We start from the raw sequence: 21219 nt of genomic DNA, 5'->3' as shown, positions 1-21219 counted from the left end.
AGTGCAGCTCAAGCTGCTGCCGCAGCGGAGGTGCGCTCCCTCGCCCCGATTGCGGGGAGAGGGTTGGGGTGAGGGGGGTCTCAGCGGGGAAGGTGAGAGTTGAACCCGCAGCCACTCACCACGCGTCATTGCGAGCGCACATGATCGCGGGGACTCGCCCCGTTGATCTAGATCAACGTCGCAGACATCGTCTGGCTCTCGATCAGTGCGATCGTAATTCGGCGTCAGCGACAACCGCAACAATGAAAATCAAAGTCGTCGTACTGCTCGCGACGATCGTGTCAGGCCCGGCGCGAGCCGCAACGCTCAGCGACGCCGAAGCCATGTTCCTCGACCAACTCGTCACCGCATCCGCAGTGCTGGAGCAACGCTGCGTCGGCTACGAGGTCGATGGTGCCGGCGGCGTTCAACTCGGCGCCCGGCTGCTCGGCAGCACCAATGCAGCGATGGCCATGATCGACGCCTTCTCCGCGGCCATCAAGGCCCGCGATGGCGAGAGCTATGATCCCGGCAAATTCCGCCCCGAGGTGTCGGATGCGGCCACCAAGACGTTCAGGCGCGTTCGGGCGGACTTGATCAGAGACCCGAAGGCGGCCTGCGCCGACTATGGCGATACCAGCGTGGATCGCGGCTTGCTGAGACGGTACTGAACGTGCGTATGGTCCGACACGCACACGCTAGCGCGCTGTTAGCACGGGCTGACCTGCGCGTCGACCGGTAGACGGTCGGCGACGATCGGACCATGATCAGGCGGACCAATCTAGGGAGATCTTCGACAAGCAAGGGAGCCCCCGAATGTATGCCAATATTCTCTTGAGCACGGACGGATCGGACGTCGCGAGAAAAGGCCTTGAGCACGGGATCGCCTTGGCAAAGGCCCTGAACGCCAAAGTGACAGTCATCACCGTGACGGAGGCGCTGCCGATCGATTATGGGGGCGGGCACGATTCGGGGTGGATTCCCTCGCAGCAGGAGGTCGACAGCTTTGACGCCGCCTCCAGGGAACGTGCGGGCAAAGTGCTCGATCAAGCCAAAGCGATCGCGGAGCAGGTCGGGGTATCTCCAGAGCTCCTTCATGTTCCGAACGCTCACCCGGCCACCGCAATTATTGAAACTGCAAAGTCCAGGGGCTGCGATTTAATCGTGATGGCCTCTCATGGGCGTCGCGGCCTCAGGAAGCTGTTTCTGGGGAGCCAAACGTCGGAAGTTTTGGTGGACGGAAGCGTGCCGGTGCTGGTCGTGCATCAGCGGACTAGCTCGTAGAATGGGTAGAGCGAAGCGAAACCCATCAATCTTGGCCCTGCAGTTGAACCGAACGAGAAAGACTAAGGCGATGGGTTTCGCAAGAGCTCTACCCACCCGACGGGGCTGAATGTGCGCATGTCCCGACACGCACGCCCTAGCGCTCAGTCTCACCAGCAATCCTTGCCAGATAATCCGACTTGCTGAACTGCATGTGATCGACGCACAGCTGCGCCAGCGCCCAGCTGTCGCGGCCCCTCAACAGCTCGATCATCAGCTCGTGTTGCCGCCGCGACTGCGCCAGCCCGTCGCGGTCGGCGAGGTTCTTGGCGCGCATCGGCAGGGTCAGGCTCATATAGTCCTGGAGCGAGCGCACCAGATAGGGATTGCCGCAAGCCGAAAACAGCGCGACGTGGAAGGCGTCGTTGGCCTCGTGGATGCCGCGCAGGTCGCGGATGTCGGCCTTCGCGCAATAGTCTCGTTGCAGGGCGGTCAGCTCGTCGATCAGGGCTTGCGGCGCAGGCAGGGGGATCATCAGCGCGGCCTGCCGCGTCAGCATCTCCCGCACTTCGTAGATCTGCCGGACCTCCTCGGCGGAATAGAACCGCACGGTCGCGCCGACATTTTTTTCGCGGCGGACGATGCCGCGGCGCTCGGCATCCACCAAGGCCTGGCGCACGAAATGCCGCGAGGTGCCGTAGCGCGACATCAGCGCGTCCTCGGTCAGCCGCGCGCCCGGGGCGAGACGACCGAAGATGATGTCCTCCTCCAGCCGCGCGACCACGTCGTCCGGATCGTCGCGCCGGAGCGGCATGGCGTCTGCGGTGCGAATGTCGGACATGCCCTCAGTCTCCGGCTTGGGCCGGGTCTTCTGTGGAGCAGGGAGCGGCCAGATTGTCAATAATTTGTGTCTGGTACGGCGCCACAAGCGAGAAATGGCTGCCTCGGGTACCTGCGTTATTGACAATCAGGGGGCAGGCTGTACCACAATGGTTACGTGGAAGGAGTGGCACGATGACGAGTGGTTTGCGCAAGGGTCTGACGAGCTATGGCGATGCCGGCTTCTCGCTGTTCCTGCGCAAGGCGTTCATCAAGGCCATGGGCTATTCCGACGACGCGCTGGAGCGCCCGATCGTCGGCATCACCAACACCTATAGCGACTACAATCCCTGCCACGGCAACGTGCCGCAGATCATCGAGGCCGCCAAGCGCGGCGTGATGCTGTCGGGCGCGATGCCGTTCGTGTTCCCGACCATCTCGATCGCCGAAAGCTTTGCGCATCCGACCTCGATGTATCTGCGCAATCTGATGGCGATGGACACCGAGGAGATGATCCGGGCCCAGCCGATGGATTCGGTCATCGTGATCGGCGGCTGCGACAAGACCCTTCCCGCACAAGTCATGGCCGCGATCAGCGCCGACCTGCCGACAGTGGTCATTCCGGTGGGCCCGATGGTGGTCGGCCATCACAAGGGCGAGGTGCTGGGGGCCTGCACCGATTGTCGCAGGCTGTGGGGCAAATATCGCGCCGGCGACATCGACGACGTTGAGATTGAGGCGGTGAACGGCCGCCTCGCGCCATCCGTCGGGACCTGCATGGTGATGGGCACGGCCTCGACCATGGCCTGCATGATCGAAGCCATGGGCCTGTCGCTGCCGATGAGCGCGACAATTCCCGCGCCGCATGCCGAACGTTTCCGGCTTGCGGAGGCGAGCGGCCGGGTTGCGGCCGAGATGGCCAAGACCAAGGGGCCGAAGCCGAGCGAGGTGTTGACACCGGCGTCTTTCAAGAATGCGCAGGTCGTGCTGCAATCGATCGGCGGCTCGACCAACGGCCTGATCCATCTCACCGCGATGGCGCATCGCTCGCCGCACCGGCTCGATCTCGAAGTGTTCGACCAGATCGGCCGCGAGGTGCCGGTGCTGGTCGATCTCAAGCCGTCCGGCGAGCATTACATGGAGCATTTCCATCACGCCGGCGGTGTGCCGAAATTGCTGGCGCAGCTCGGCGATCTCGTCGATCTCGATGCGAAGACGATCACCGGCCAGACCCTGCGCGAGATCGCGGCGAACGCGGAAGACGTGCCCGGCCAGGACGCGATCCGTCCGCGCAGCAATCCGATCAAGAAGGAAGGCGGTCTCGCCGTCCTCCACGGCAATCTCGCGCCGCGCGGCGCGGTCATCAAGCAGTCGGCCGCGAGCCCGAAGCTGTTGCAACATACCGGGCGCGCGGTTGTGTTCGAATCCGTCGAGGATATGACGCTGCGCGTCGACGATCCCGATCTCGACGTCACCGCCGATGACGTGCTGGTGCTGCGCAATGCCGGCCCCAAGGGCGCGCCCGGAATGCCGGAGGCTGGCTATCTGCCGATCCCGAAGAAGCTCGCGCGTGCCGGCACCAAGGACATGGTGCGCATTTCGGATGCGCGCATGAGCGGCACCGCGTTCGGCACCATCGTGCTGCACATCACGCCGGAATCCGCCGTCGGTGGGCCGCTGGCGCTGGTGAAGAACGGCGACAGGATTCAGCTGGATGTTGCCAAGCGCAGCATCGAGCTCCTGGTCGACGCGGCCGAGCTGGAGCGCCGTCGTGCGGCCCTGAAGCCGGCAGCTGCGACCGATGAGGCCAAGCGAGGCTACGCCTGGCTGTTCGACAAGACCATCTTGCAGGCCGACGAGGGCTGCGACTTCGATTTCATGCAGAGGACTGGACCAAAGACTGAGAAGGGGTGATCAAGCACCCGAACGGACGCCCAGACCGCACAAGCGGCGGGTGATAAAACAGGGGGAAACGATGATTGCGCGATCCATGCCAAGATTCTTACATGCGCTGGCGGCAATGGCCGCACTTCTCTTCGTCACGGGCGCGTCGGCACAGGAGGTGAAGCATTATCGCTTCGCCTACGACCAGCCCCGCAACACCGGCTATTCGATCGCCGGCGACCTCTTTGCCGACAAGCTCAAGGAATTGAGCAAGGGCACCATGATCATCGATCAGTATCCCGGCGCGCAGCTTGGGCAGGAGCCGCAAGTCCTCCAGCTCGTGAAGGCGGGCGATATCGAGTTCGCGATCATCTCCTCAGCCAACACCGCGACGATCTCGCCGCAGGCCGGCGTGATGTCGCTGCATTTCCTGTTCCGCGACGAGAACCACGTGATCAAGGGGCTCGCCGACCCCCGCGTGTTCGAAGCGCTCAAGACCATGATCGACGAGACCACGCAGGGCCTGCACGTGATCGCGACGGGATCACAGGGCGTGCGCCACATGTACTCCAAGAAGGAGATCCACAATGTGGCTGATATCAAGGGCCTGAAGATTCGCGTGCAGGCCACCGCGACCGAGGACACCATGTTCCCGGCCTATGGCGCCCAGACCGTGCACATGCCGTTCGGCAGCGTCTATACGAGCTTGCAGACCGGCGTCGTCGACGTCGCCGAGAACAGCATCAACGTCTACCTCGTCAACAAGCATTACGAGGTCGCGCCGGTGCTGAACATCACCGAGCACGAGGCCAACAATGCGCTGGTGTTCGTCTCCGACAAGCTGTGGCAGAGCCTGTCGGCCGAGCAGAAGGGCTGGGTGCAGACCGCGGCCAACGAGATCAGCGCGAAGGAGCCGGCAAAGGCGTTCGATCTCGAACGCGCGGCGGCGGAGAAGCTGAAGAAGATGGGCGTGAAGATCGTCGACAACGTCGACAAGAAGAGTTTTACGACGATCGCCGATCCCTATCTCGACAAGCTCGCCAAGGAGCTCGGCCCGCACGCCGAGAAGATCAAGAACCTGATCCGGTCGATCAATTAACTGCCTCCACGCGTCGTCCCGGCGAAAGCCGGGACCCATACGCCGCGGCGGCGCTTGGGGCACGACGACAGCCAGCTCGCTTTCATCATCACGGCCTGGGGTTATGGGTCCCGGCCTTCGCCGGGACGACGAAAATGGCCATCGCCGACAAGCTCGTATTGCAACGCCAGCGCCACCTGAAATGGCGCCGGCTCGACTGGCTCGAGCTTGCACTGATGATCCTGTGCGGCGTGCTCTGCTTCGGCTTCTCGCTGTCGGTCACCGCCGACATCGTCACCCGCACCATCGGCCATCCCTGGCTGTGGCTGCAGGAAGTCACCTCGACGCTGTTCATCTATGCGATCTTCATCGGCACGGCGGTCGCGACCCGGCGCAACGATCACCTCTATCTCACGGCGATCTCCGAGGCGATGCATGGCACGCCGCGGACCATCGTCGAAATCATCATCCGCCTCATCGTGCTTGGCGTTGCCTTTTGCCTGATCTGGTACGGCTACCAGAATTACCTCCGCGGCTTCGGCAGCTTTCGCTTGCCGTCGGGCACGCCGATCGCCTCGCTCTACGCGGTCATTCCGCTGTCGGGCGTGCTGATCGGTCTGTTCACGATCGAGCAGCTCGTCAACGGCCTGCGCAACGGTTTTGATCATCCCGAGCCGCCAGACGAAGACGCTGCGCCTGATGTCGCCGAAGCGCAGGCGAGGGCGCGGCCGTGAGCGCACCTGTCGTCCTGGCTTTGATGTCGATCTGCTTCCTGTCGTTCGGCTATCTCGGCGTGCCCGTGCCGTTCTCGCTGATGGCCGGCGTCTTCATCGGCGCGATACTGTCCGACGTCTCGCTCGCCGCGATCATCCAGAAGATATTCGACGGCGTCGATTCCGAGGCGCTGCTGGCGATCCCGTTCTTCCTCCTGGTCGGCGAGCTCATGAGTTCGGCCAATGTGGTGGTACGGATCGCGAACCTCTCGGTGTCGCTGGTCGGGCATATCAGGGGTGGGCTGTCGCAGGTCGTGGTGGTCTTCAGCATGTTCTTCTCGGAGATGTCGGGCTCGACCACCGCCGACGTCGCCGTGATGAGCCGGGCGCTCGGCGGCCCGATGAAGCGCGAGGGCTACGAGCCCGCCTTCATCGCCGCGATCATCGCGTCCGCCTCGACCATCGCGGCACTGGTGCCGCCGAGCATCACGGCCGTGGTCTATGGCGCCGTCGGCAACGTCTCGATCGCCGGCCTGTTCATGGCCGGTGTCGTACCCGGCCTGATGATCGGCTTCGGGCTGATGATCTATTGTTACTTCTTCGGCCCGTCCGGCCTGCGCAAGCCGCGCGCGCCGTTGCGGCAGGTCGTGTTCGCGGCCGGCGACGCCGCGTTGCCGCTGATGATCCCGGTGATCCTGCTCGGCGGAATTCTCACCGGCTGGTTCACGCCGACGGAAGCCGGTGTGGTCGCCGTGGTCTGGATCATCCTGGTCGTCATCCCCGCGCTCAACCGCGGACATTTCCGGAAGATCCCATACGATTTCTGCCTTGCGGGCCTGATTTTCTCGCTGCCGCTGATCACGATCGGCGCGGCCAACGCGTTCGGCTGGATGCTCGCTTACCTGCGCGGCGCGAGCTACATCGCCGACATGATCACGTCCATCGCCGGCAACGATCCGCATCTGATCATGCTGCTGATGGTGCTGCTGTTCACCGTGGTCGGCGACTTCATCGAGCCGGTGCCGACCATCATCATCTTCATGCCGCTGGTGAACGCGCTGACCGAAGCCGGCGACATCAACGGCGTCCACATGGGCGTGGTGCTGATCGCAACGCTCGCCTTCGGCCTGATCACGCCGCCTTACGGTTTGGTGCTGCTGATGGCGTCGAAATTCGTCGGCATCAGCTTTGCCAAGGCGCTACGCGCGGCGCTGCCGATCTACGTCGTGTTCTTCGCCACCATCGCATTCGCGATCTACTTCCCGAGCGTCGTGCTGTGGTTGCCCAAGCACGTGCTGCCGGAGTCCGTCGGCTGCTTCAAGTCGCCGGCGGGGACAGGCTACATCTGTCCGTAGCGCACGCCCCGCCTATTTCCCCTTGGTCGTGAATTTCTTCACAGCAACGCGAAACTCCTCCGTGTTCATCGCCATGATGATCTTGTGCTCCTCGGCATCGAGCTGCTGCTTCACGGGCGTGGTCGCGGCCGCATAGACCAGCGACTTGGTGCCGGCAATGGCCGCGCGCGGGTTCTGCGCCAGCCGCTCGGCGAGCTGGCGCGTGGCGGCCTTCAGCTCGGTCGCGGGAACGGTCTTCGCGACCAAACCCCATTCACAGGCCTGCTGTGCGGTAAAACTGTCCTCGGACAAAAAGATCTGGAGCGCGCGGCGGGAGCCGACCGTGCCGACGATGCCGACCGTGGAGCCGCCGTCCGGCGAAACGCCGATCTTGGCATAGGCCGGCGTGAATTTGGCATCGTCGGCGGCGATGCAGAGATCGGTGACGAAGGCCAGCCCCATGCCGGCGCCGGCGGCCGAGCCGTGCACGCTCGACAGCGAGATTTTTGGCATGCGCCGGATGATCTCGATGAAGGCATGGTAGTGCTTCAGGAGTTCGCCAACCACCGGCGTCACTGTGTTGGCCTCGGCGGCAGCACCGATCGTTTGCAGATCGCCGCCGGCCGAGAAGGCGCGACCCTCGCCCTCGATCACCAAAATCCGGATGGCATCGTCGCCCTCGATATAGGCCGCGAGCTGTTCGAGCTTTTGCGCGATCGCAAGGTTGATCGAGTTGAACGCGGCGGGGCGGTTGAGCGTGATGGTCGCGATCGGGCCGTCGATCCGCAGCAGCGCGGGATCGTCGGGCTGGGAGGCGGGAGCTGGCATTTTGGAATTCCCCGGCATGAGGTTCGTTGCTGCAACTAAATCGCAGAAGGCGAGGGGTGACAATCCCCGGCCGCCGGTGCCCCGGCCCCTTGCGTCGCGCGGAATGATCGGCTCAAATGGGGCCGCCTTCGTTTAGGGACGGACACGAGCGCCGGCTCCTCTTGGGCAAGCAAGCCAAAATCAGGCGCAAGCCAAAATCAGAGAGGAGACGACATGGGTGACGCTCGTGTCTTGCGGAAATGGGCTGTCCAATGACGGATAGTCCGCTGATCATTGTCGGTGCCGGCCATGGCGGCTACCAGGCCGCGGCCTCCCTGCGCCAGGCGGGCTTTGCCGAGCGCATCTACCTGATCAATGACGAGGCGCATCTGCCCTACCAGCGGCCGCCTCTGTCCAAGGCCTACATCAAGGGTTCCGCCGGGCCGGAGAGCCTGATGTTCCGACCGGAGAAATTCTACCAGGACCAAAAAATCGAGCTGGTCGCCGGCCGCGCCGTCTCGATCGACCGCGCGGGCCGCAAGCTGCTGCTCGCCTCCGGCGAGATGCTACCCTTCGGCCATCTCGTGCTGGCCACCGGCGCGCGCAACCGGCTCCTTGATTTGCCCAATGCCAATCTGCCCGACGTGAAATATCTGCGCATCCTCGACGAGAGCGAGGCGCTGCGAACGATCATTCCCTCCAAGAAACGCGCGGTCATCATCGGCGCCGGCTTCATCGGCCTCGAATTCGCCGCCACCGCGCGGATCAAGGGGCTCGAGGTCGACGTGCTCGAGCTCGCCCCGCGCGTGATGGCGCGCGCGGTGACGGCCGAGGTGTCGGACTATTTCCAGGCCCGGCATCGCGAGGCCGGCATCCGCATTCATCTCGGTGTGCAGGCAACCTCGATCGAGGCCGAGGGCGGCAAGGTCACCGGTGTCTCCTTGAGCGATGGCCGGCATCTGCCCGCCGACCTCGTCGTGGTCGGCGTCGGCGTGCTGCCGAATATCGAGCTTGCGGCGGAGGCGGGTTTGCCGGTCGCAGCCGGCATCATCGTCGACGAATATCTCTCGACGTCTGATCCGAACATCTCCGCAATCGGCGATTGCGCGCTGTTTGCGAGCCCGCGCTTCGGCGGCTCGCTACGGCTGGAATCGGTGCAGAACGCAACCGATCACGCCCGCTGCCTCGCGGCGCGGCTGACGGGCGATCGAAAGCCCTATGACGGCCATCCCTGGTTCTGGAGCGACCAGGGCGACGACAAGCTCCAGATCGCAGGCCTCACCACCGGCTACGACCGCGTCGTGCTGCGCGGCGATCCCGCCAAAAAGGCGTTTTCCGCGTTCTGCTACCATGGCGACAGGCTGCTCGGCATCGAGTCCATCAACCGCGCCGGCGATCACATGTTCGGCCGCCGGTTGCAGGGCATGGACCGCTCGATCACGCCGGCGCAGGCCGCCGATGAAAGCTTTGACCTGAAGAGCGCGCTGGCTTAGCCCGAGCTGAGCCGCTCCGCGCGTAGCGCCGCCGACACTTCAGCAATCGTCGGCATTGAGGGGGCGGCGCCCATGCGCTGCACGCTGACCGATGCGGCGACATTGGCGTAGCCCAGCGCGCTCTCGATCGGCTGTCCATCGGCGAGCAGCGCCGCGACCGCGCCGACGAAGCAATCGCCGGCGCCGGTCGTGTCTACCGCGGCGACGTTTCGGCCTTGGATGAGCACGGTTCGATCGTCCACCAGCGCGATAACGCCGCGCTTGCCGAGCGTGACGCAGATGATCTGATCGCGGTTCACCCGGATCCGCCGCGCCGCATCGGCAATGCGATCGTGCGGGTCGCTGTCCGCAAGTTCGGTGACGGCCAGCAGGCTCAGCTCGGTCTCGTTCAGCACGAGGATGTCGACCAGTGCGAGCAGATCGTGGCCGAATTTCTGTGCGGGCGCGGGGTTGAGCAGCGTCGTCGCTGCCGCTGCTCGCGCGTGACGAAAGAACGCGGCAATCGTAGCCAGCGGAATCTCGAACTGGCTGACGGCGACATCGCCCTTCGCCAACGGAACCGCCGCGACATCCTCCGCGCTGACCAGCGCGTTGCTGCCGGGAATAACGATGATGGTGTTGTCGGCCTCCGCCACGGTGATGATGGCGGTGCCGCTGTGCGCCTCGGCGGTCTCCGTCACATGGCCGAGATCGATGCCCTGCGCGCCGAGAAAAGCCCTCAGTTCGGCCCCGAACGAATCCTTCCCCAATCGCCCGATCAGCGTGGTCTTCGCACCAAGCCGCGACGCCGCCACCGCCTGGTTCGCGCCCTTGCCCCCTGGAAAATACAGCACCTCGCGGCCCGCGACGGTCTCGCCGACCCTTGGGTGGCGATCGGCGGTCGCCACCACGTCCATGTTGATGCTGCCGGCGACGAACACGCCCCCCATGCCACTTTCCTAGACCCGCACCTCGAACTCGTGCCTGACCTTGGCGATGTCGACCAGCGTCGGAAGTCCCGCCTCGTTCCCGAGGCGCTGGATCTTGTAAGTCGAGGCTGCGCGCGCAAAATCAAAATGCTCGCGCCAGCTTTTGCCGGGGTGCGCGAGATAGGAATAGACATAGGCGCCGTGGAACACGTCGCCCGCGCCGTTGGTGTCGATCACGCGCTCGCGCGGGATCGGCATCGCCGGCATGGTCTCGACCGTACCCGTCTCGTTGTACCAGAGCAGGCCCTTCTCACCCATGGTGACGCCGCCGATCCTGCAACCGCGGCTCTTGAGGTAGTCCATCATCTGCGCCGGCGTCAGATCCATCTGCTCGCACAGGCGCTCGGCGACGATGGCGACGTCGATGAATTCCAAGAGCTCATGCGTGTTGGTGCGCAGCCCGCCGCCGTCGAGCGACGTCAGAATGCCGGCCTCGCGGCAGACCTTTGCGTAGTGGATCGCGGCATCCGGCTGATGGCCGTCGATATGCAGGGCGCGGCAGCCGCCGAGGTTGAGGATCGGGAAGGGGTGGATGTGGGAATCGTCGCGGCAGCGGACGATGGCACGCTTGCCGTCCTTGGGCATGATGAAGGACAGCGACGACTGGTTCACCTTCCGTGCATGCAGCGAGATTGCGTATTTCGCGCACATGTCCATGAACATGCGGCCCAGCCAGTCGTTGGCTGCGGTGGCGACGAGATCGGGCACGATGCCGAGCTTGGCGCAGCAGAACGCCGCCGTGACCGCGTTGCCGCCGAAGGACACTGCGTAGTCGGTCGCCACGTGCTTCTCGTCGCCGGTCGGCATGTGGTCGGTAATGAAGACGACGTCGATATAGGTCTGTCCGATAAAGAGAGCCTGCATTGGTTGTCCGTGATGCGCTGGGTGGTCCCGGCCGGCCGCTTACCTTAGCACCGCTTCGGCGGGAGCCAAAAATATTCGCAAAGCCATGGTCATAGCCGCTTGAGGTCGGTCGGGGGCCGGAATACGACCGTCATAGGGCCAACGTTGCCCGGGCGGGGCCGGCGGTCCCTGGACCCATTGCTTGGGGCGTTTCGGTTCCGGGCCCATCGGGAGGGAGAAGATGATCACCGGCCTCGATCACGTCGTTGCTCTGGTCAGGGATATCGGAGCGGCCAAGGCCGCCTATCAGACGCTGCTCGGACGTGCGCCGGCCTGGCAGAATTCCGGCGAGGGCGCCGACCGGGTGCTGTTCACGCTTGCCAACATGACCATCGAATTGATAGCGCCGAGCGGCTTCAGCGTCGCCGCCGACCGGATGCGCGCGCTGCTCGACGACCATGAGGGTGTGCTCGCCAGCCTGTGCTTTCGTGTCGCAGACATCGGCAAGACGCTCCGGCGGCTCGACCGGGTGGCCTTGCGGCCAGAGCCGGTCGCCGAGGTCGAGAGCAGCGACGCCGCAACCGGCGCGGCGCTGCACTGGAAGCGCACCCGCGCCGCGACCGAGCTGACGCGCGGCGTGCGCATGTTCTTCCTCGAGCTCGCCGAGGAGCGCCCGAAATCGGTTGCGACCGACGTCGCGCCGATCGACGGGCTCGACCACGTCGTCATCACGACCGAGGATTCCGATCGCGCCGCGGCGCTCTACGGCGCCCGGCTCGGGCTTGATCTTGCGCTCGACCGATCGCACCATGATTGGGGCCAGCTGATGTTTTTCCGCTGCGGCGACCTCATCGTCGAGGTGGTGCGCCGGCCCGTCGCCGGCGGCGACGCCCTGCATGACCGGCTCTGGGGCCTGAGCTGGCGCGTCGCCGACATCGAGGCCACGCGCGCCCGCCTGATCGCCGCCGGCGTCGAGGTCAGCGAGGTCCGCAACGGCCGTAAGCCCGGCACGCGCATCATGACGGTGCGCAGCGGCACCTGCGGCATCCAGACCGTGCTGCTGGAGCGCTCGCCGAAGCCGGTGGAGTAGGCTCCGCTCCTTCCTCCCGTCATTGCGAGCGCAGCGAAGCAATCCAGACTGTTTCCGCGGTGACAGCCTGGATTGCTTCGTCGCAACGGCTCCTCGCAATGACGGCGTCACCATGTTACACAACATCCTGTGACCACCCAGCGAGCACCCGGCTTGGCGAAGGCAAAGGCAAAGCGAACTCTGAAATGGCAGCGCGATCCCGAGGGGATGCGGTTGCGCATTCTCGAAGCCGCCAAGCAGGAGTTTTCCGCCCACGGACTTGCCGGCGCGCGCGTTGACCGCATTGCGGCGAAGGCCGGCGCCAACAAGCGCATGCTCTATTATCACGTCGGCAACAAGGACGACCTCTACCTCGCGGTGCTCGAAGGCGCCTATGACAAGATCCGCAGCGAGGAGCGGGGGCTCGATCTCGAGCACCTCGATCCGCCCGAGGCCATCAGGCGGCTGATCGAGTTCACCTGGGGTTATTTTCTCCGCAACCCCGAATTCCTGTCGCTGCTGCAAACCGAGAACCTCGCGCGCGCCAAACATTTGAAGCGCTCGACCAAGGTCAAGTCGATGCACTCGCCCTTCGTCGAGATGATCCGCACCGTGGTGCGGCGCGGCGTCGCGAGCGGCGACTTCCAGGTCGCGGTCGATCCGGTGCAGCTCTACATCTCGATCGCGGCGCTCAGCTTCTTCTATCTCTCCAACTCGGCGACGCTCAGCGTGATCTTCGGCCGCGATCTGCTCGCCAAGGACGCCAAGGACGAGCGCCTCGCGCACATGGCGGGCCTGGTGCTGGCGGCGCTGACGGGGCAGTCGGCGGAACTCTTGGAGATCGTCAGGCCGCCGAAGAAGCGGGCCGTAGTGGCGCAGACGGTGTAGCTCCATCGTCGTCCCGGCGAAGGCCGGGACCCATACCGCGTGATCCATCGACTGTGCCCGGTGCTGATCCCGAACGACCGGACTTCGCCAAACTTCTCCCCGTGGTTATGGGTCCCGGCCTTCGCCGGGACGACGTAGAGCAAAACGTCACAGGGAAACCGCTGGACAGTATTTATCCAACGGGTTAATTTCTTTCAGAACGAAGAAGACTGCCGGGAGTGAGACGTGGCTGAGTTGAAGCCGCAGAGTGCGGTGTCCAAGATGCTGAATGCGGCCTGGGTGCGGCCGTTTCTGTTCCTGGTGTTCATCGTGGTGGCCTGGGATCTCGCGATCCGGCTGTTCAGGATTCCCGCCTACCAGATCCCGTCGCCGCTCGACGTCGTGACCGTGCTGCGCACCGACTGGCCGGAACTGCTGCGCCAGTCCTGGCCGACGACCTATGCAACCGTCTGCGGCTTTATTCTCTCGGCCCTGTTCGGCATCCCCGTCGCCATGCTGATCGCGGGCTCCAAAACGGTTGAGAGCTACGTCTATCCGCTGCTGGTGTTCTCGCAATCCGTGCCGAAGATCGCGATCGCGCCGCTGTTCGTGGTGTGGTTCGGCTTCGGCATCATCCCGAAAGTGATTTCGGCCTTCCTGCTCGGCTTCTTTCCCGTCGTGGTCTCGGCGGTGCAGGGCTTCAAGTCGGTCGATCCTGACATGGTCGATCTTGCCCGCGCCATGCAGGGCAGCCGCTTCCAGGTGTTTTGCGCGGTGAACCTGCCGCATGCGCTGCCCGCGATCTTCTCCGGCCTGAAGGTCTCGGTGACGCTCGCCGTGGTCGGCGCCGTCGTCGGCGAGTTCGTCGGCTCCAATTCCGGCATCGGCTACGTGATGCAGCGCTCGATCGGCACCTTCGACCTGCCGACCATGTTCGCGGCGCTCGTGATCCTGGCGCTGCTCGGTGTGATCCTGTTCTGGATCGTCGACCGGATCGAGAAGCTGGTCATTCCCTGGCATGTCAGCCAGCGTGAGGACGTGATTTTCGCTTCTTAATTTAAGCAACGGCCACTAACGGCCGAAACATAACGACAAGGGAGAGTGACGATGAAGCGGTGGATTGGGGCTGTTGCAGCGGCGCTGATGGTCTTCGCGGCGATGCCGGCACAGGCGGCCGACAAGGTCGTGCTGATGCTGAACTGGTACGTCTATGGCGAGCACGCGCCGTTCTATTACGGCAAAGCCAAGGGCATCTATGCCGCCGAAGGCATCGACCTCGAGATCCAGGAAGGCCGCGGCTCGGCTGCGACCACGCAGGCCGTGGCCGCCAAGACCGCCGATTTCGGCTATGTCGACGTTCCCACCATGATGCGCGCCGCGATCAAGGGTGCGCCCGTGATTGCGACCGGCGTGCTGCTCCAGACCTCGCCGATGTCCGCCATGGGCTTTGCCGACAAGAACATCCGGAAGCCCGACGACATCAAGGGCAAGACGGTGGCGATCACGTCTGCGGATTCCATGACCCAGATCTGGCCGCTGTTCCTGAAGAAGACCGGCCTGAAGGAGAGCGACTTCACCACGGTTGCCGGCGACGGCCAGACCAAGCTCAACGCCGTCATCAACGGCCAGGCTGACCTGCTGCTCGGCTACGTCATGGACCAGTCGATGAAGATCAAGGACGCCACCGGCAAGGACGTGTTCCCGATCAAGTTCGCCGACTACGGCATCAACATGGTGTCCTCCGGCATCATCGCCAACTCCGACTACGTGAAGGCCAATGCCGATCTCGTCCGCCGCTTCATGTCGGCAACGACGAAAGCGGTCGAGGCTGCCGAGAAGGAGCCGAAGGCGGCGGCGCAATCGATCCTCGATGCCAATCCGAAGGGCGGCAAGATCGACACGCTGACCCAGGGCTTTGAACTCACCATTCCGCTCTACCGGACCGCCGAGACCAAGAGCAAGCGGCCGTTCCAGGTCACCGACCAGAACATGACTGATACGGTCAATCTGATGGTCGAATATGGCGGGCTCGATGCCAAGGCCAAGGAGAATCCGAGGGCGTTCTACACCAACGACTACCTGCCGAAGAGTGGCACGTGAGCGACAGATTTCCGCCGTCGTCCCGGCGGAGGCCGGGACCCATAACCACCGGATCCGATTGTTACGGAGGGTCTCTACCCGCGTGCCCGATCGAGCCGGCACGGCGTATGGGTCCCGGCCTTCGCCGGGACGGCGGGTGGAGAGGGCAACGATGAACCCTGCGACCAAACCAGTCGATCCACAGCCAGGCGCGCATCTTCGCCTGGTGTCGGACCGGGCCGGCGACGACGCGTCGGGCATCAAGCTGTCCGGCGTCTCCAAAACCTACCGGACGCGCGACGGCGACGTGCCGTCGCTGCGGCCGCTGGACTTCCACATCAATGATGGCGAGTTCTTTGTCGTGGTGGGCCCGTCCGGCTGCGGCAAGTCCACGCTGCTGAAGCTGATCTCGGGCCTGTTGCCGCCGACATCAGGCGAGATTCTGGTCGAGGGCGAGAAGGTGACGAAGCCGCACGGCAATGTCGGCATCGTGTTCCAGAACGCGCTGCTGCTGCCGTGGCGCAACATCCTCTCCAACGTGATGCTGCCGATCGACATGAAGCGGCTGCCGCGGGACGAATATCTCGCCCGCGCCAAGGCGTTGTTGAAGCTGGTCGGCCTCGAAGGGTTTGAGAAGAAGCTGCCCTGGCAGCTCTCCGGCGGCATGCAGCAGCGCGCCTCGATCTGTCGTGCGCTGGTGCATGATCCCAGGATCATGCTGATGGACGAGCCGTTCGGCGCACTCGATGCGCTGACGCGCGAGCGCATGAACGTCGAATTGATGCGGATCCAGCGCGAGACCAGGAAGACCGTGCTGCTGATCACGCATTCGATTCCCGAGGCCGTGTTCCTTGCCGACCGCGTGCTGGTCATGACCGAACGGCCCGGCGCTGTCGCCGCGATCTACGACGTGCCCCTGCCGCGTCCGCGCTCGCTCGACGTGATGGCCGATCCGGTCTTCACCGAGCTCGTGCAACGCATCCGCAAGCATTTCTTCTCGCAAGGGTCACTGGATTAGGTGCGAGTGATGTTTCCTCTGACCGCAGCCGCACGAACGGTGCGCTCCCTCCCCCGCCTGCGGGGGAGGGTTGGGGAGAGGGTGTCTCCGCTCGCGAGAACCCCCAAAAGGAGAAATCCCTCACCCGCCGCGCTTCGCGCGACGACCTCTCCCGCAAGCGGGAGAGGTGACCGTCCCCGCGGCCACATCTTCGGACCCAAGTAGCACCATGTCCCCCCGCCTGAAGCTGCGAGACATCGCCTTCTTCGAACGTCCCGTGCAGTTCGCGCGGCCGTTCCGCTTTGGCGCAATCACGATCAATGCAACGCCGCAGCTGTTCGTGCGGGTCGAGATCGAAGTCGAGGGCAGGGGGACCGCGGTCGGTGCCAGCGCCGAGCTGCTGGTGCCGAAATGGTTCGACAAGCGGCCGGAGCTGTCGCCGGCACAGACGGTCGACGGCCTGCGCCGCTCGTTGGAGATCGCGCGCGGGCTTTATCTGGCGCGGACCGGATTTTTGACGGCGTTCGATCTGCACGCCGCGTGTATCGGTGCCCAGATCGCGACCTGCGCGAAGAAGAACATTCCGGCGCTTGCCGCCGCTTACGGTCCGGCAGAAATCGACAAGGCGATCCTCGATGCGCTGCTGCGCGGCGTTGAGACCAACTTCTTCGACGGGATGGCCGGCAACGTCGCCGGTATCGATGCGCGCCTCTCGCCCGACCTGAAGGAAGCCGATATCGCGCAGTTTCTCGGCGGCCGAAAGCCGCTGCCCCGCGTTGCGATCAGGCATACCGTCGGTCTCGACGATACCGTTGAAGGCGAAGGCGGTGTCGCCGACCTACGCGAGAACGCCGGCGCCCGCTATTTCAAGCTGAAGCTGTCCGGTGATCCCACGGCTGATGCGTTGCGGCTGACGCGCATCGGCAATGAGCTCGACGCGTTGGGGCACGACTACAAGGCGAGCCTCGACGCGAACGAGCAATATGCCGATCTCGCCGCGCTTCAGGCCCTGATCGATCGCCTCGATCGCGAGCCCGCGCTGCGGCCGATCGCCTCGCGATTGCTCTATATCGAACAGCCGATGCCGCGCGACATCACCCGCCAGTCGCCGCTCGGCTCGCTGGCCGCACGCGGCTTCATCATCGATGAAGCCGATGATTCCTACGATGCCTTCCCGGCAGCACGCGCGCTCGGCTATCACGGCATCTCCTCGAAATCCTGCAAGGGGCTCTACAAGTCCGTCGTCAACGCCACGCGCGCGGTGAAATGGAGTGCGGGCGGAGACAAGTTCTTTGTCACCGGTGAAGATCTGACCTGCCAGGCCGGCCTCGCCGTGCAGCAGGATCTTGCGCTCGGCGCCTTCATCGGCATCACCCACGCCGAGCGCAACGGCCACCACTATGTCGACGGCTTCGGCGAGACGCCTGCCGCTGAAGCTGCGGCCTTCGCCGCCGCGCATCCCGATCTCTATGCCGATGCCGGGCAGGGCATCCGGCTCTCCATTCACGACGGCGATCTCCTGACGGGATCGCTCACCACAACGGGCTTTGCGACGTCGGTCCATCCGGACTGGTCGGCGCTCCACCCGCTGGAACAGCCGAAATCACTTCAGGAGCAAACGGCATGACCACCCAACGCCTCGGCCTCATCATGAACGGCGTCACCGGCCGCATGGGGCTCAACCAGCATCTGATCCGCTCGATCGTTGCGATCCGCGACCAGGGCGGCGTCCGCTTGAAGAACGGCGACCGCGTGATGCCCGATCCGATCCTGGTCGGCCGCAGCGCCGAGAAGGTCGAGGCGCTTGCCAAGCAGTTCAACATCACCCGCTGGACCACCGACCTCGATGCCGCGCTCGCCGACAAGAACGACACCATGTTCTTCGACGCCGCGACCACGCAGGCACGGCCGGGCCTCCTGACCCAGGCCATCAATGCCGGCAAGCATGTCTATTGCGAGAAGCCGATCGCGACGAATTTCGAAGAGGCCCTCGAGGTCGTCAAGCTCGCCAACGCCAAGGGCGTCAAGCACGGCACGGTGCAGGACAAGCTGTTCCTGCCCGGCCTGAAGAAGATCGCCTTCCTGCGCGATTCCGGCTTCTTCGGTCGCATCCTCTCGGTGCGCGGCGAGTTTGGCTATTGGGTGTTCGAAGGCGGCTGGCAGGAGGCGCAGCGGCCGTCCTGGAACTATCGCGACGAGGACGGCGGCGGCATCATCCTGGATATGGTCTGCCACTGGCGCTACGTGCTCGACAACCTCTTCGGCAACGTCCAGAGCGTGGTCTGCATCGGCAACACCGACATCCCCGAGCGCTTTGACGAGCAGGGCAAGACGTACAAGGCGACCGCGGATGATTCCGCCTACGCGACCTTCCAGCTCGAAGGCGGCGTCATCGCCCACATCAACATGTCCTGGGTGACGCGGGTCTATCGCGACGACCTCGTCACCTTCCAGGTCGACGGCACGCTCGGCTCGGCGGTCGCGGGCCTCACCGACTGCATGATCCAGGCGCGGCAGGCGACGCCCCGGCCGGTGTGGAATCCCGACGAGAAGCGGCTGCATGATTTCTACGGCGACTGGCAGAAGCTGCCGGACAACGTCAGCTACGACAACGGCTTCAAGGAACAGTGGGAGATGTTCATCCGTCATGTCTATGAGGATGCGCCCTATAAGTTCACGCTGCTCGAAGGCGTCAAGGGCGTGCAGCTCGCCGAATGCGCGCTGAAGAGCTGGAAGGAGCGGCGCTGGATCGACGTCGCCCCGATCGAGGCCTGATGTTTCGATGCTTATGATTTCGTCATTGCGAGCGAAGCGAAGCAATCCAGACTAGCTCTGCGGATACACTCTGGATTGCTTCGTCGCTTCGCTCCTCGCAATGACGAGAAAGGACCAGAATGAACAAGCCCGTCCAGCCGATGTCGTCATTGTCGCTGAAACTGCCGAAGGCCGATCGCTCGATCGAGATCTATCGCCTCGCCGCCTCGCGAACGTTTCCTGCGAAGCTCGAGGGACCGCTGAATCGCATCGCGTTCTCGGCCGTGCATACGGTTGTCGATCCCTTTGCGGACAACGATCCCTGGCTCTCGGTCGCCGTCGATTGGGACAAGACCATCGCCTTCCGCGAGCATGTCTGGGACCTCGGCCTCGGCGTTGCCGAAGCCATGGACACCGCGCAGCGCGGCATGGGACTGGACTGGCCGACGTCGCTGGAGCTGATCACGCGTTCGGTCGCCGCCGCCAAGCGGCGCAATGCGCTGGTGTTCTCCGGTGCGGGCACCGACCATCTCGCGGTCGAGGATGCCAGGACCATCGACGATGTGATCCGCGCCTATGAGGAGCAGGTCTCGGCGGTCGAGAAGGTCGGCGGCCGCATCATCCTGATGGCGTCGCGCGCGCTGGCAAAAATTGGTCGCGGCGCCGACGACTACGCCAAGGTCTATAACCGCGTGCTGTCGCAAGTCCGTGAACCCGTGATCATCCACTGGCTCGGCGACATGTTCGATCCGGCGCTGACGGGCTATTGGGGCACGAAAGATCTCGACAAGGCGATGGACATTGCGGTGGCCATCATCAACAACAACGCCGCCAAGGTCGACGGCGTCAAGGTGTCGCTGCTCGACAAGCAGCGCGAGATCGACATGCGCCGGCGTCTCGACAAGCGCATCAAGATGTATACCGGCGACGATTTCAATTATGCGGAGCTGATCGCCGGCGATAGCCAAGGCTTTTCGCATGCGCTGCTCGGCATTTTCGATGCGATCGCGCCGGCGGCGTCCTACGCGCTGTCGCGGTTGGCGGCCGGTGACGAGGCCGGCTTCCACGACGTGCTGGGGCCGACCGTGCCGCTGTCGCGCCACATCTTCAAGGCGCCGACGCGCTTCTACAAGACCGGCGTGGTGTTCATGGCGTATCTGAACGGCCATCAGGATCATTTCACCATGGCCGGCGGCCAGGAGAGCGCGCGCTCGATGCTGCATCTGGCCGAGCTGTTCCGCCTGGCCGATCAGGCCGGGCTGCTCGCCAATCCCGAACTTGCGACCCAGCGGATGAAGACCGTGCTCGCTAGCCACGGTGTCGACTCCTGATGCGTGATTTCTCGGCCGACCATCGCTGGCTGTCGCTGAACACGGCGACGGTCCGCAAGCAAGGCGACCTCATTCAGATCGTCGAAGCCTGCGCCAGGCACGGCATCCGCGCCATCGATCCCTGGCGCGACCAGGTCGCATCCGTCGGTCTCGACCGCGCCGTGCGTGCGGTGCGCGATGCCGGCCTCGATCTCTCCGGCTATTGCCGCGGCGGCATGTTCACCTCCGATGCATCACGCCGGGGCGAAGTGCGCGACGACAACCGGCGCTGCGTCGACGAAGCCAAGGCGCTGGGCGCACCCTGCATCGTGCTGGTGGTCGGCGGCCTGCCGCAATATTCGCGGCCGGGCAGCGGGGCCTCGAAGGATATCATCGCGGCGCGCGGGCAGGTCGAGGACGCCCTGGCCGACATGCTCGACTACGCCAGGCAGGCAAAATTGCCGCTGGCGATCGAACCGCTGCATCCGGCCTATGCCGCCGATCGCGCCTGCGTGAACACCACAAAGCAGGCGCTCGACATCTGCGATCGGCTCGATCCCGGCCGCAGCGGCATGCTCGGCGTCGCGCTCGACGTCTATCACATCTGGTGGGACCCGGAGCTGATGGGCCAGATCGCGCGCGCCGGGAAGGATCGCCTGCTCGCGTTCCACGTCTGCGACTGGCTGGTGCCGACCAGGGACATCCTCAACGACCGTGGCATGATGGGCGACGGCGTCATCGACATTAAATCCGCGCGCGCAGCCGTCGAGGCGCAGGGATTTAGCGGCTATTCGGAGATCGAGATCTTCTCCAACGACTGGTGGAGCAAGCCGATGGACGAGGTGCTCCGCACCTGCATTGCGCGGCACAAGACGGTGGTGTAGCCGCCCGCGCCAGGATTGCGCGCGCGGGCCGGATTGGCCCAATGGGTCAACTGGTTCCGCCGATTCACCTGGGATTCT

General features: G+C 64.4%; 20 protein-coding genes. 16 read left to right on the top strand and 4 right to left on the bottom strand.

Features of this window, described 5'->3' with window-relative positions; genetic code table 11:
• Nucleotides 1-242: 242 nt before the first annotated feature.
• Both IC761_RS25225 and IC761_RS25220 read left to right on the top strand, forming a co-directional pair.
• Nucleotides 243-650 (top strand): hypothetical protein, encoded by a 408-nt coding sequence (locus IC761_RS25225; protein WP_195799392.1) that lies wholly within the window; start codon nucleotides 243-245, stop codon nucleotides 648-650.
• 145 nt (nucleotides 651-795) lie between these two features.
• Entirely contained in the window at nucleotides 796-1263 is a 468-nt protein-coding gene (locus IC761_RS25220; RefSeq protein ID WP_195799391.1) for a universal stress protein, read from the top strand.
• 136 nt (nucleotides 1264-1399) lie between these two features.
• On the opposite strand, the gene IC761_RS25215 is transcribed toward IC761_RS25220, so the two are convergent.
• Complete coding sequence (locus IC761_RS25215; RefSeq protein WP_195799390.1) at nucleotides 1400-2083, bottom strand: GntR family transcriptional regulator; 684 nt, start codon at nucleotides 2081-2083, stop codon at nucleotides 1400-1402.
• A 173-nt stretch (nucleotides 2084-2256) separates the two neighbouring features.
• Here IC761_RS25215 and IC761_RS25210 point away from each other — a divergent pair, with 173 nt between their 5' ends.
• From IC761_RS25210 to IC761_RS25195, 4 genes are all read left to right on the top strand, one after another.
• Nucleotides 2257-3975, top strand: a complete 1719-nt coding sequence (locus IC761_RS25210) for an IlvD/Edd family dehydratase (protein ID WP_195799389.1) — start codon at nucleotides 2257-2259, stop codon at nucleotides 3973-3975.
• Nucleotides 3976-4036: 61 nt separating this feature from the next.
• Complete coding sequence (locus IC761_RS25205; RefSeq protein WP_195799388.1) at nucleotides 4037-5044, top strand: TRAP transporter substrate-binding protein; 1008 nt, start codon at nucleotides 4037-4039, stop codon at nucleotides 5042-5044.
• A gap of 134 nt (nucleotides 5045-5178) precedes the next feature.
• Entirely contained in the window at nucleotides 5179-5757 is a 579-nt protein-coding gene (locus IC761_RS25200; RefSeq protein ID WP_195799387.1) for a TRAP transporter small permease, read from the top strand.
• A complete protein-coding gene (locus IC761_RS25195; RefSeq protein ID WP_195799386.1) occupies nucleotides 5754-7091 on the top strand; it encodes a TRAP transporter large permease in 1338 nt (445 codons plus the stop codon). The genes IC761_RS25200 and IC761_RS25195 overlap by 4 nt, the downstream gene beginning before the upstream one ends.
• A 12-nt stretch (nucleotides 7092-7103) precedes the next feature.
• Here IC761_RS25195 and IC761_RS25190 read toward each other — a convergent pair whose 3' ends face one another.
• Nucleotides 7104-7898 carry an enoyl-CoA hydratase/isomerase family protein gene (locus IC761_RS25190; RefSeq protein ID WP_195799385.1) on the bottom strand — a complete coding sequence of 265 codons (795 nt, stop codon included), beginning with the start codon at nucleotides 7896-7898 and terminating at the stop codon, nucleotides 7104-7106.
• A 251-nt stretch (nucleotides 7899-8149) separates the two neighbouring features.
• Here IC761_RS25190 and IC761_RS25185 point away from each other — a divergent pair, with 251 nt between their 5' ends.
• On the top strand, nucleotides 8150-9370 hold the full coding sequence (locus tag IC761_RS25185) for an NAD(P)/FAD-dependent oxidoreductase (protein WP_195799384.1): 1221 nt from the start codon (nucleotides 8150-8152) through the stop codon (nucleotides 9368-9370).
• Here IC761_RS25185 and IC761_RS25180 read toward each other — a convergent pair.
• Together IC761_RS25180 and IC761_RS25175 are read right to left on the bottom strand one after the other, a co-directional pair.
• Complete coding sequence (locus IC761_RS25180) at nucleotides 9367-10299, bottom strand: ribokinase (RefSeq protein ID WP_195799383.1); 933 nt, start codon at nucleotides 10297-10299, stop codon at nucleotides 9367-9369. The two genes, IC761_RS25185 and IC761_RS25180, sit on opposite strands and share 4 nt — an antisense overlap.
• A gap of 9 nt (nucleotides 10300-10308) precedes the next feature.
• Nucleotides 10309-11202 (bottom strand): sugar kinase, encoded by an 894-nt coding sequence (locus IC761_RS25175; protein WP_195799382.1) that lies wholly within the window; start codon nucleotides 11200-11202, stop codon nucleotides 10309-10311.
• Nucleotides 11203-11422: 220 nt separating this feature from the next.
• On the opposite strand from IC761_RS25175, the gene IC761_RS25170 reads away from it, so the two are divergent.
• The 9 genes from IC761_RS25170 to IC761_RS25130 all read left to right on the top strand — a co-directional run bounded on the left by IC761_RS25170 (nucleotide 11423) and on the right by IC761_RS25130 (nucleotide 21141).
• The gene (locus tag IC761_RS25170) at nucleotides 11423-12271 is read left to right on the top strand and encodes a VOC family protein (RefSeq protein WP_195799381.1); all 849 of its coding nucleotides are present in this window, start codon (nucleotides 11423-11425) and stop codon (nucleotides 12269-12271) included.
• A 207-nt stretch (nucleotides 12272-12478) separates the two neighbouring features.
• Nucleotides 12479-13138 carry a TetR/AcrR family transcriptional regulator gene (locus tag IC761_RS25165; protein ID WP_195804766.1) on the top strand — a complete coding sequence of 220 codons (660 nt, stop codon included), beginning with the start codon at nucleotides 12479-12481 and terminating at the stop codon, nucleotides 13136-13138.
• 225 nt (nucleotides 13139-13363) lie between these two features.
• Entirely contained in the window at nucleotides 13364-14173 is an 810-nt protein-coding gene (locus IC761_RS25160) for an ABC transporter permease (RefSeq protein WP_195799380.1), read from the top strand.
• 51 nt (nucleotides 14174-14224) lie between these two features.
• Complete coding sequence (locus IC761_RS25155) at nucleotides 14225-15217, top strand: ABC transporter substrate-binding protein (protein ID WP_195799379.1); 993 nt, start codon at nucleotides 14225-14227, stop codon at nucleotides 15215-15217.
• A gap of 151 nt (nucleotides 15218-15368) precedes the next feature.
• Complete coding sequence (locus tag IC761_RS25150) at nucleotides 15369-16214, top strand: ABC transporter ATP-binding protein (RefSeq protein ID WP_195799378.1); 846 nt, start codon at nucleotides 15369-15371, stop codon at nucleotides 16212-16214.
• Between the two features lie 208 nt (nucleotides 16215-16422).
• Nucleotides 16423-17820 carry an enolase-like domain-containing protein gene (locus IC761_RS25145; RefSeq protein WP_195799377.1) on the top strand — a complete coding sequence of 466 codons (1398 nt, stop codon included), beginning with the start codon at nucleotides 16423-16425 and terminating at the stop codon, nucleotides 17818-17820.
• Nucleotides 17817-18968 carry a Gfo/Idh/MocA family protein gene (locus IC761_RS25140; RefSeq protein ID WP_195799376.1) on the top strand — a complete coding sequence of 384 codons (1152 nt, stop codon included), beginning with the start codon at nucleotides 17817-17819 and terminating at the stop codon, nucleotides 18966-18968. The genes IC761_RS25145 and IC761_RS25140 overlap by 4 nt, the downstream gene beginning before the upstream one ends.
• A 119-nt stretch (nucleotides 18969-19087) precedes the next feature.
• Entirely contained in the window at nucleotides 19088-20278 is a 1191-nt protein-coding gene (locus IC761_RS25135) for a dihydrodipicolinate synthase family protein (RefSeq protein ID WP_195799375.1), read from the top strand.
• Entirely contained in the window at nucleotides 20278-21141 is an 864-nt protein-coding gene (locus IC761_RS25130; RefSeq protein WP_195799374.1) for a sugar phosphate isomerase/epimerase family protein, read from the top strand. The genes IC761_RS25135 and IC761_RS25130 overlap by 1 nt, the downstream gene beginning before the upstream one ends.
• Nucleotides 21142-21219: the final 78 nt, after the last annotated feature.

It is taken from the genome of Bradyrhizobium commune, from assembly GCF_015624505.1.
In the GTDB taxonomy this organism is placed as follows: Bacteria; Pseudomonadota; Alphaproteobacteria; order Rhizobiales; family Xanthobacteraceae; genus Bradyrhizobium; species Bradyrhizobium commune.
Note: the sequence above shows the minus strand (reverse complement) of the source record. Positions and strands in the feature narration are given on the sequence as shown.

What these genes read in the sequence shown, in the direction of transcription:
- IC761_RS25165 (WP_195804766.1), top strand. Translation starts at nt 12,479, where the DNA reads ATGCGGTTGCGCATTCTCGAAGCCGCCAAGCAGGAGTTTTCCGCCCAC.
- IC761_RS25140 (WP_195799376.1), top strand. Translation starts at nt 17,817, where the DNA reads ATGACCACCCAACGCCTCGGCCTCATCATGAACGGCGTCACCGGCCGC.
- IC761_RS25170 (WP_195799381.1), top strand. Translation starts at nt 11,423, where the DNA reads ATGATCACCGGCCTCGATCACGTCGTTGCTCTGGTCAGGGATATCGGA.
- IC761_RS25180 (WP_195799383.1), bottom strand. Translation starts at nt 10,299, where the DNA reads ATGGGGGGCGTGTTCGTCGCCGGCAGCATCAACATGGACGTGGTGGCG.
- IC761_RS25220 (WP_195799391.1), top strand. Translation starts at nt 796, where the DNA reads ATGTATGCCAATATTCTCTTGAGCACGGACGGATCGGACGTCGCGAGA.
- IC761_RS25150 (WP_195799378.1), top strand. Translation starts at nt 15,369, where the DNA reads ATGAACCCTGCGACCAAACCAGTCGATCCACAGCCAGGCGCGCATCTT.
- IC761_RS25185 (WP_195799384.1), top strand. Translation starts at nt 8,150, where the DNA reads ATGACGGATAGTCCGCTGATCATTGTCGGTGCCGGCCATGGCGGCTAC.
- IC761_RS25175 (WP_195799382.1), bottom strand. Translation starts at nt 11,202, where the DNA reads ATGCAGGCTCTCTTTATCGGACAGACCTATATCGACGTCGTCTTCATT.
- IC761_RS25135 (WP_195799375.1), top strand. Translation starts at nt 19,088, where the DNA reads ATGAACAAGCCCGTCCAGCCGATGTCGTCATTGTCGCTGAAACTGCCG.
- IC761_RS25130 (WP_195799374.1), top strand. Translation starts at nt 20,278, where the DNA reads ATGCGTGATTTCTCGGCCGACCATCGCTGGCTGTCGCTGAACACGGCG.
- IC761_RS25205 (WP_195799388.1), top strand. Translation starts at nt 4,037, where the DNA reads ATGATTGCGCGATCCATGCCAAGATTCTTACATGCGCTGGCGGCAATG.
- IC761_RS25200 (WP_195799387.1), top strand. Translation starts at nt 5,179, where the DNA reads ATGGCCATCGCCGACAAGCTCGTATTGCAACGCCAGCGCCACCTGAAA.
- IC761_RS25210 (WP_195799389.1), top strand. Translation starts at nt 2,257, where the DNA reads ATGACGAGTGGTTTGCGCAAGGGTCTGACGAGCTATGGCGATGCCGGC.
- IC761_RS25145 (WP_195799377.1), top strand. Translation starts at nt 16,423, where the DNA reads ATGTCCCCCCGCCTGAAGCTGCGAGACATCGCCTTCTTCGAACGTCCC.
- IC761_RS25155 (WP_195799379.1), top strand. Translation starts at nt 14,225, where the DNA reads ATGAAGCGGTGGATTGGGGCTGTTGCAGCGGCGCTGATGGTCTTCGCG.
- IC761_RS25190 (WP_195799385.1), bottom strand. Translation starts at nt 7,898, where the DNA reads ATGCCAGCTCCCGCCTCCCAGCCCGACGATCCCGCGCTGCTGCGGATC.
- IC761_RS25215 (WP_195799390.1), bottom strand. Translation starts at nt 2,083, where the DNA reads ATGTCCGACATTCGCACCGCAGACGCCATGCCGCTCCGGCGCGACGAT.
- IC761_RS25225 (WP_195799392.1), top strand. Translation starts at nt 243, where the DNA reads ATGAAAATCAAAGTCGTCGTACTGCTCGCGACGATCGTGTCAGGCCCG.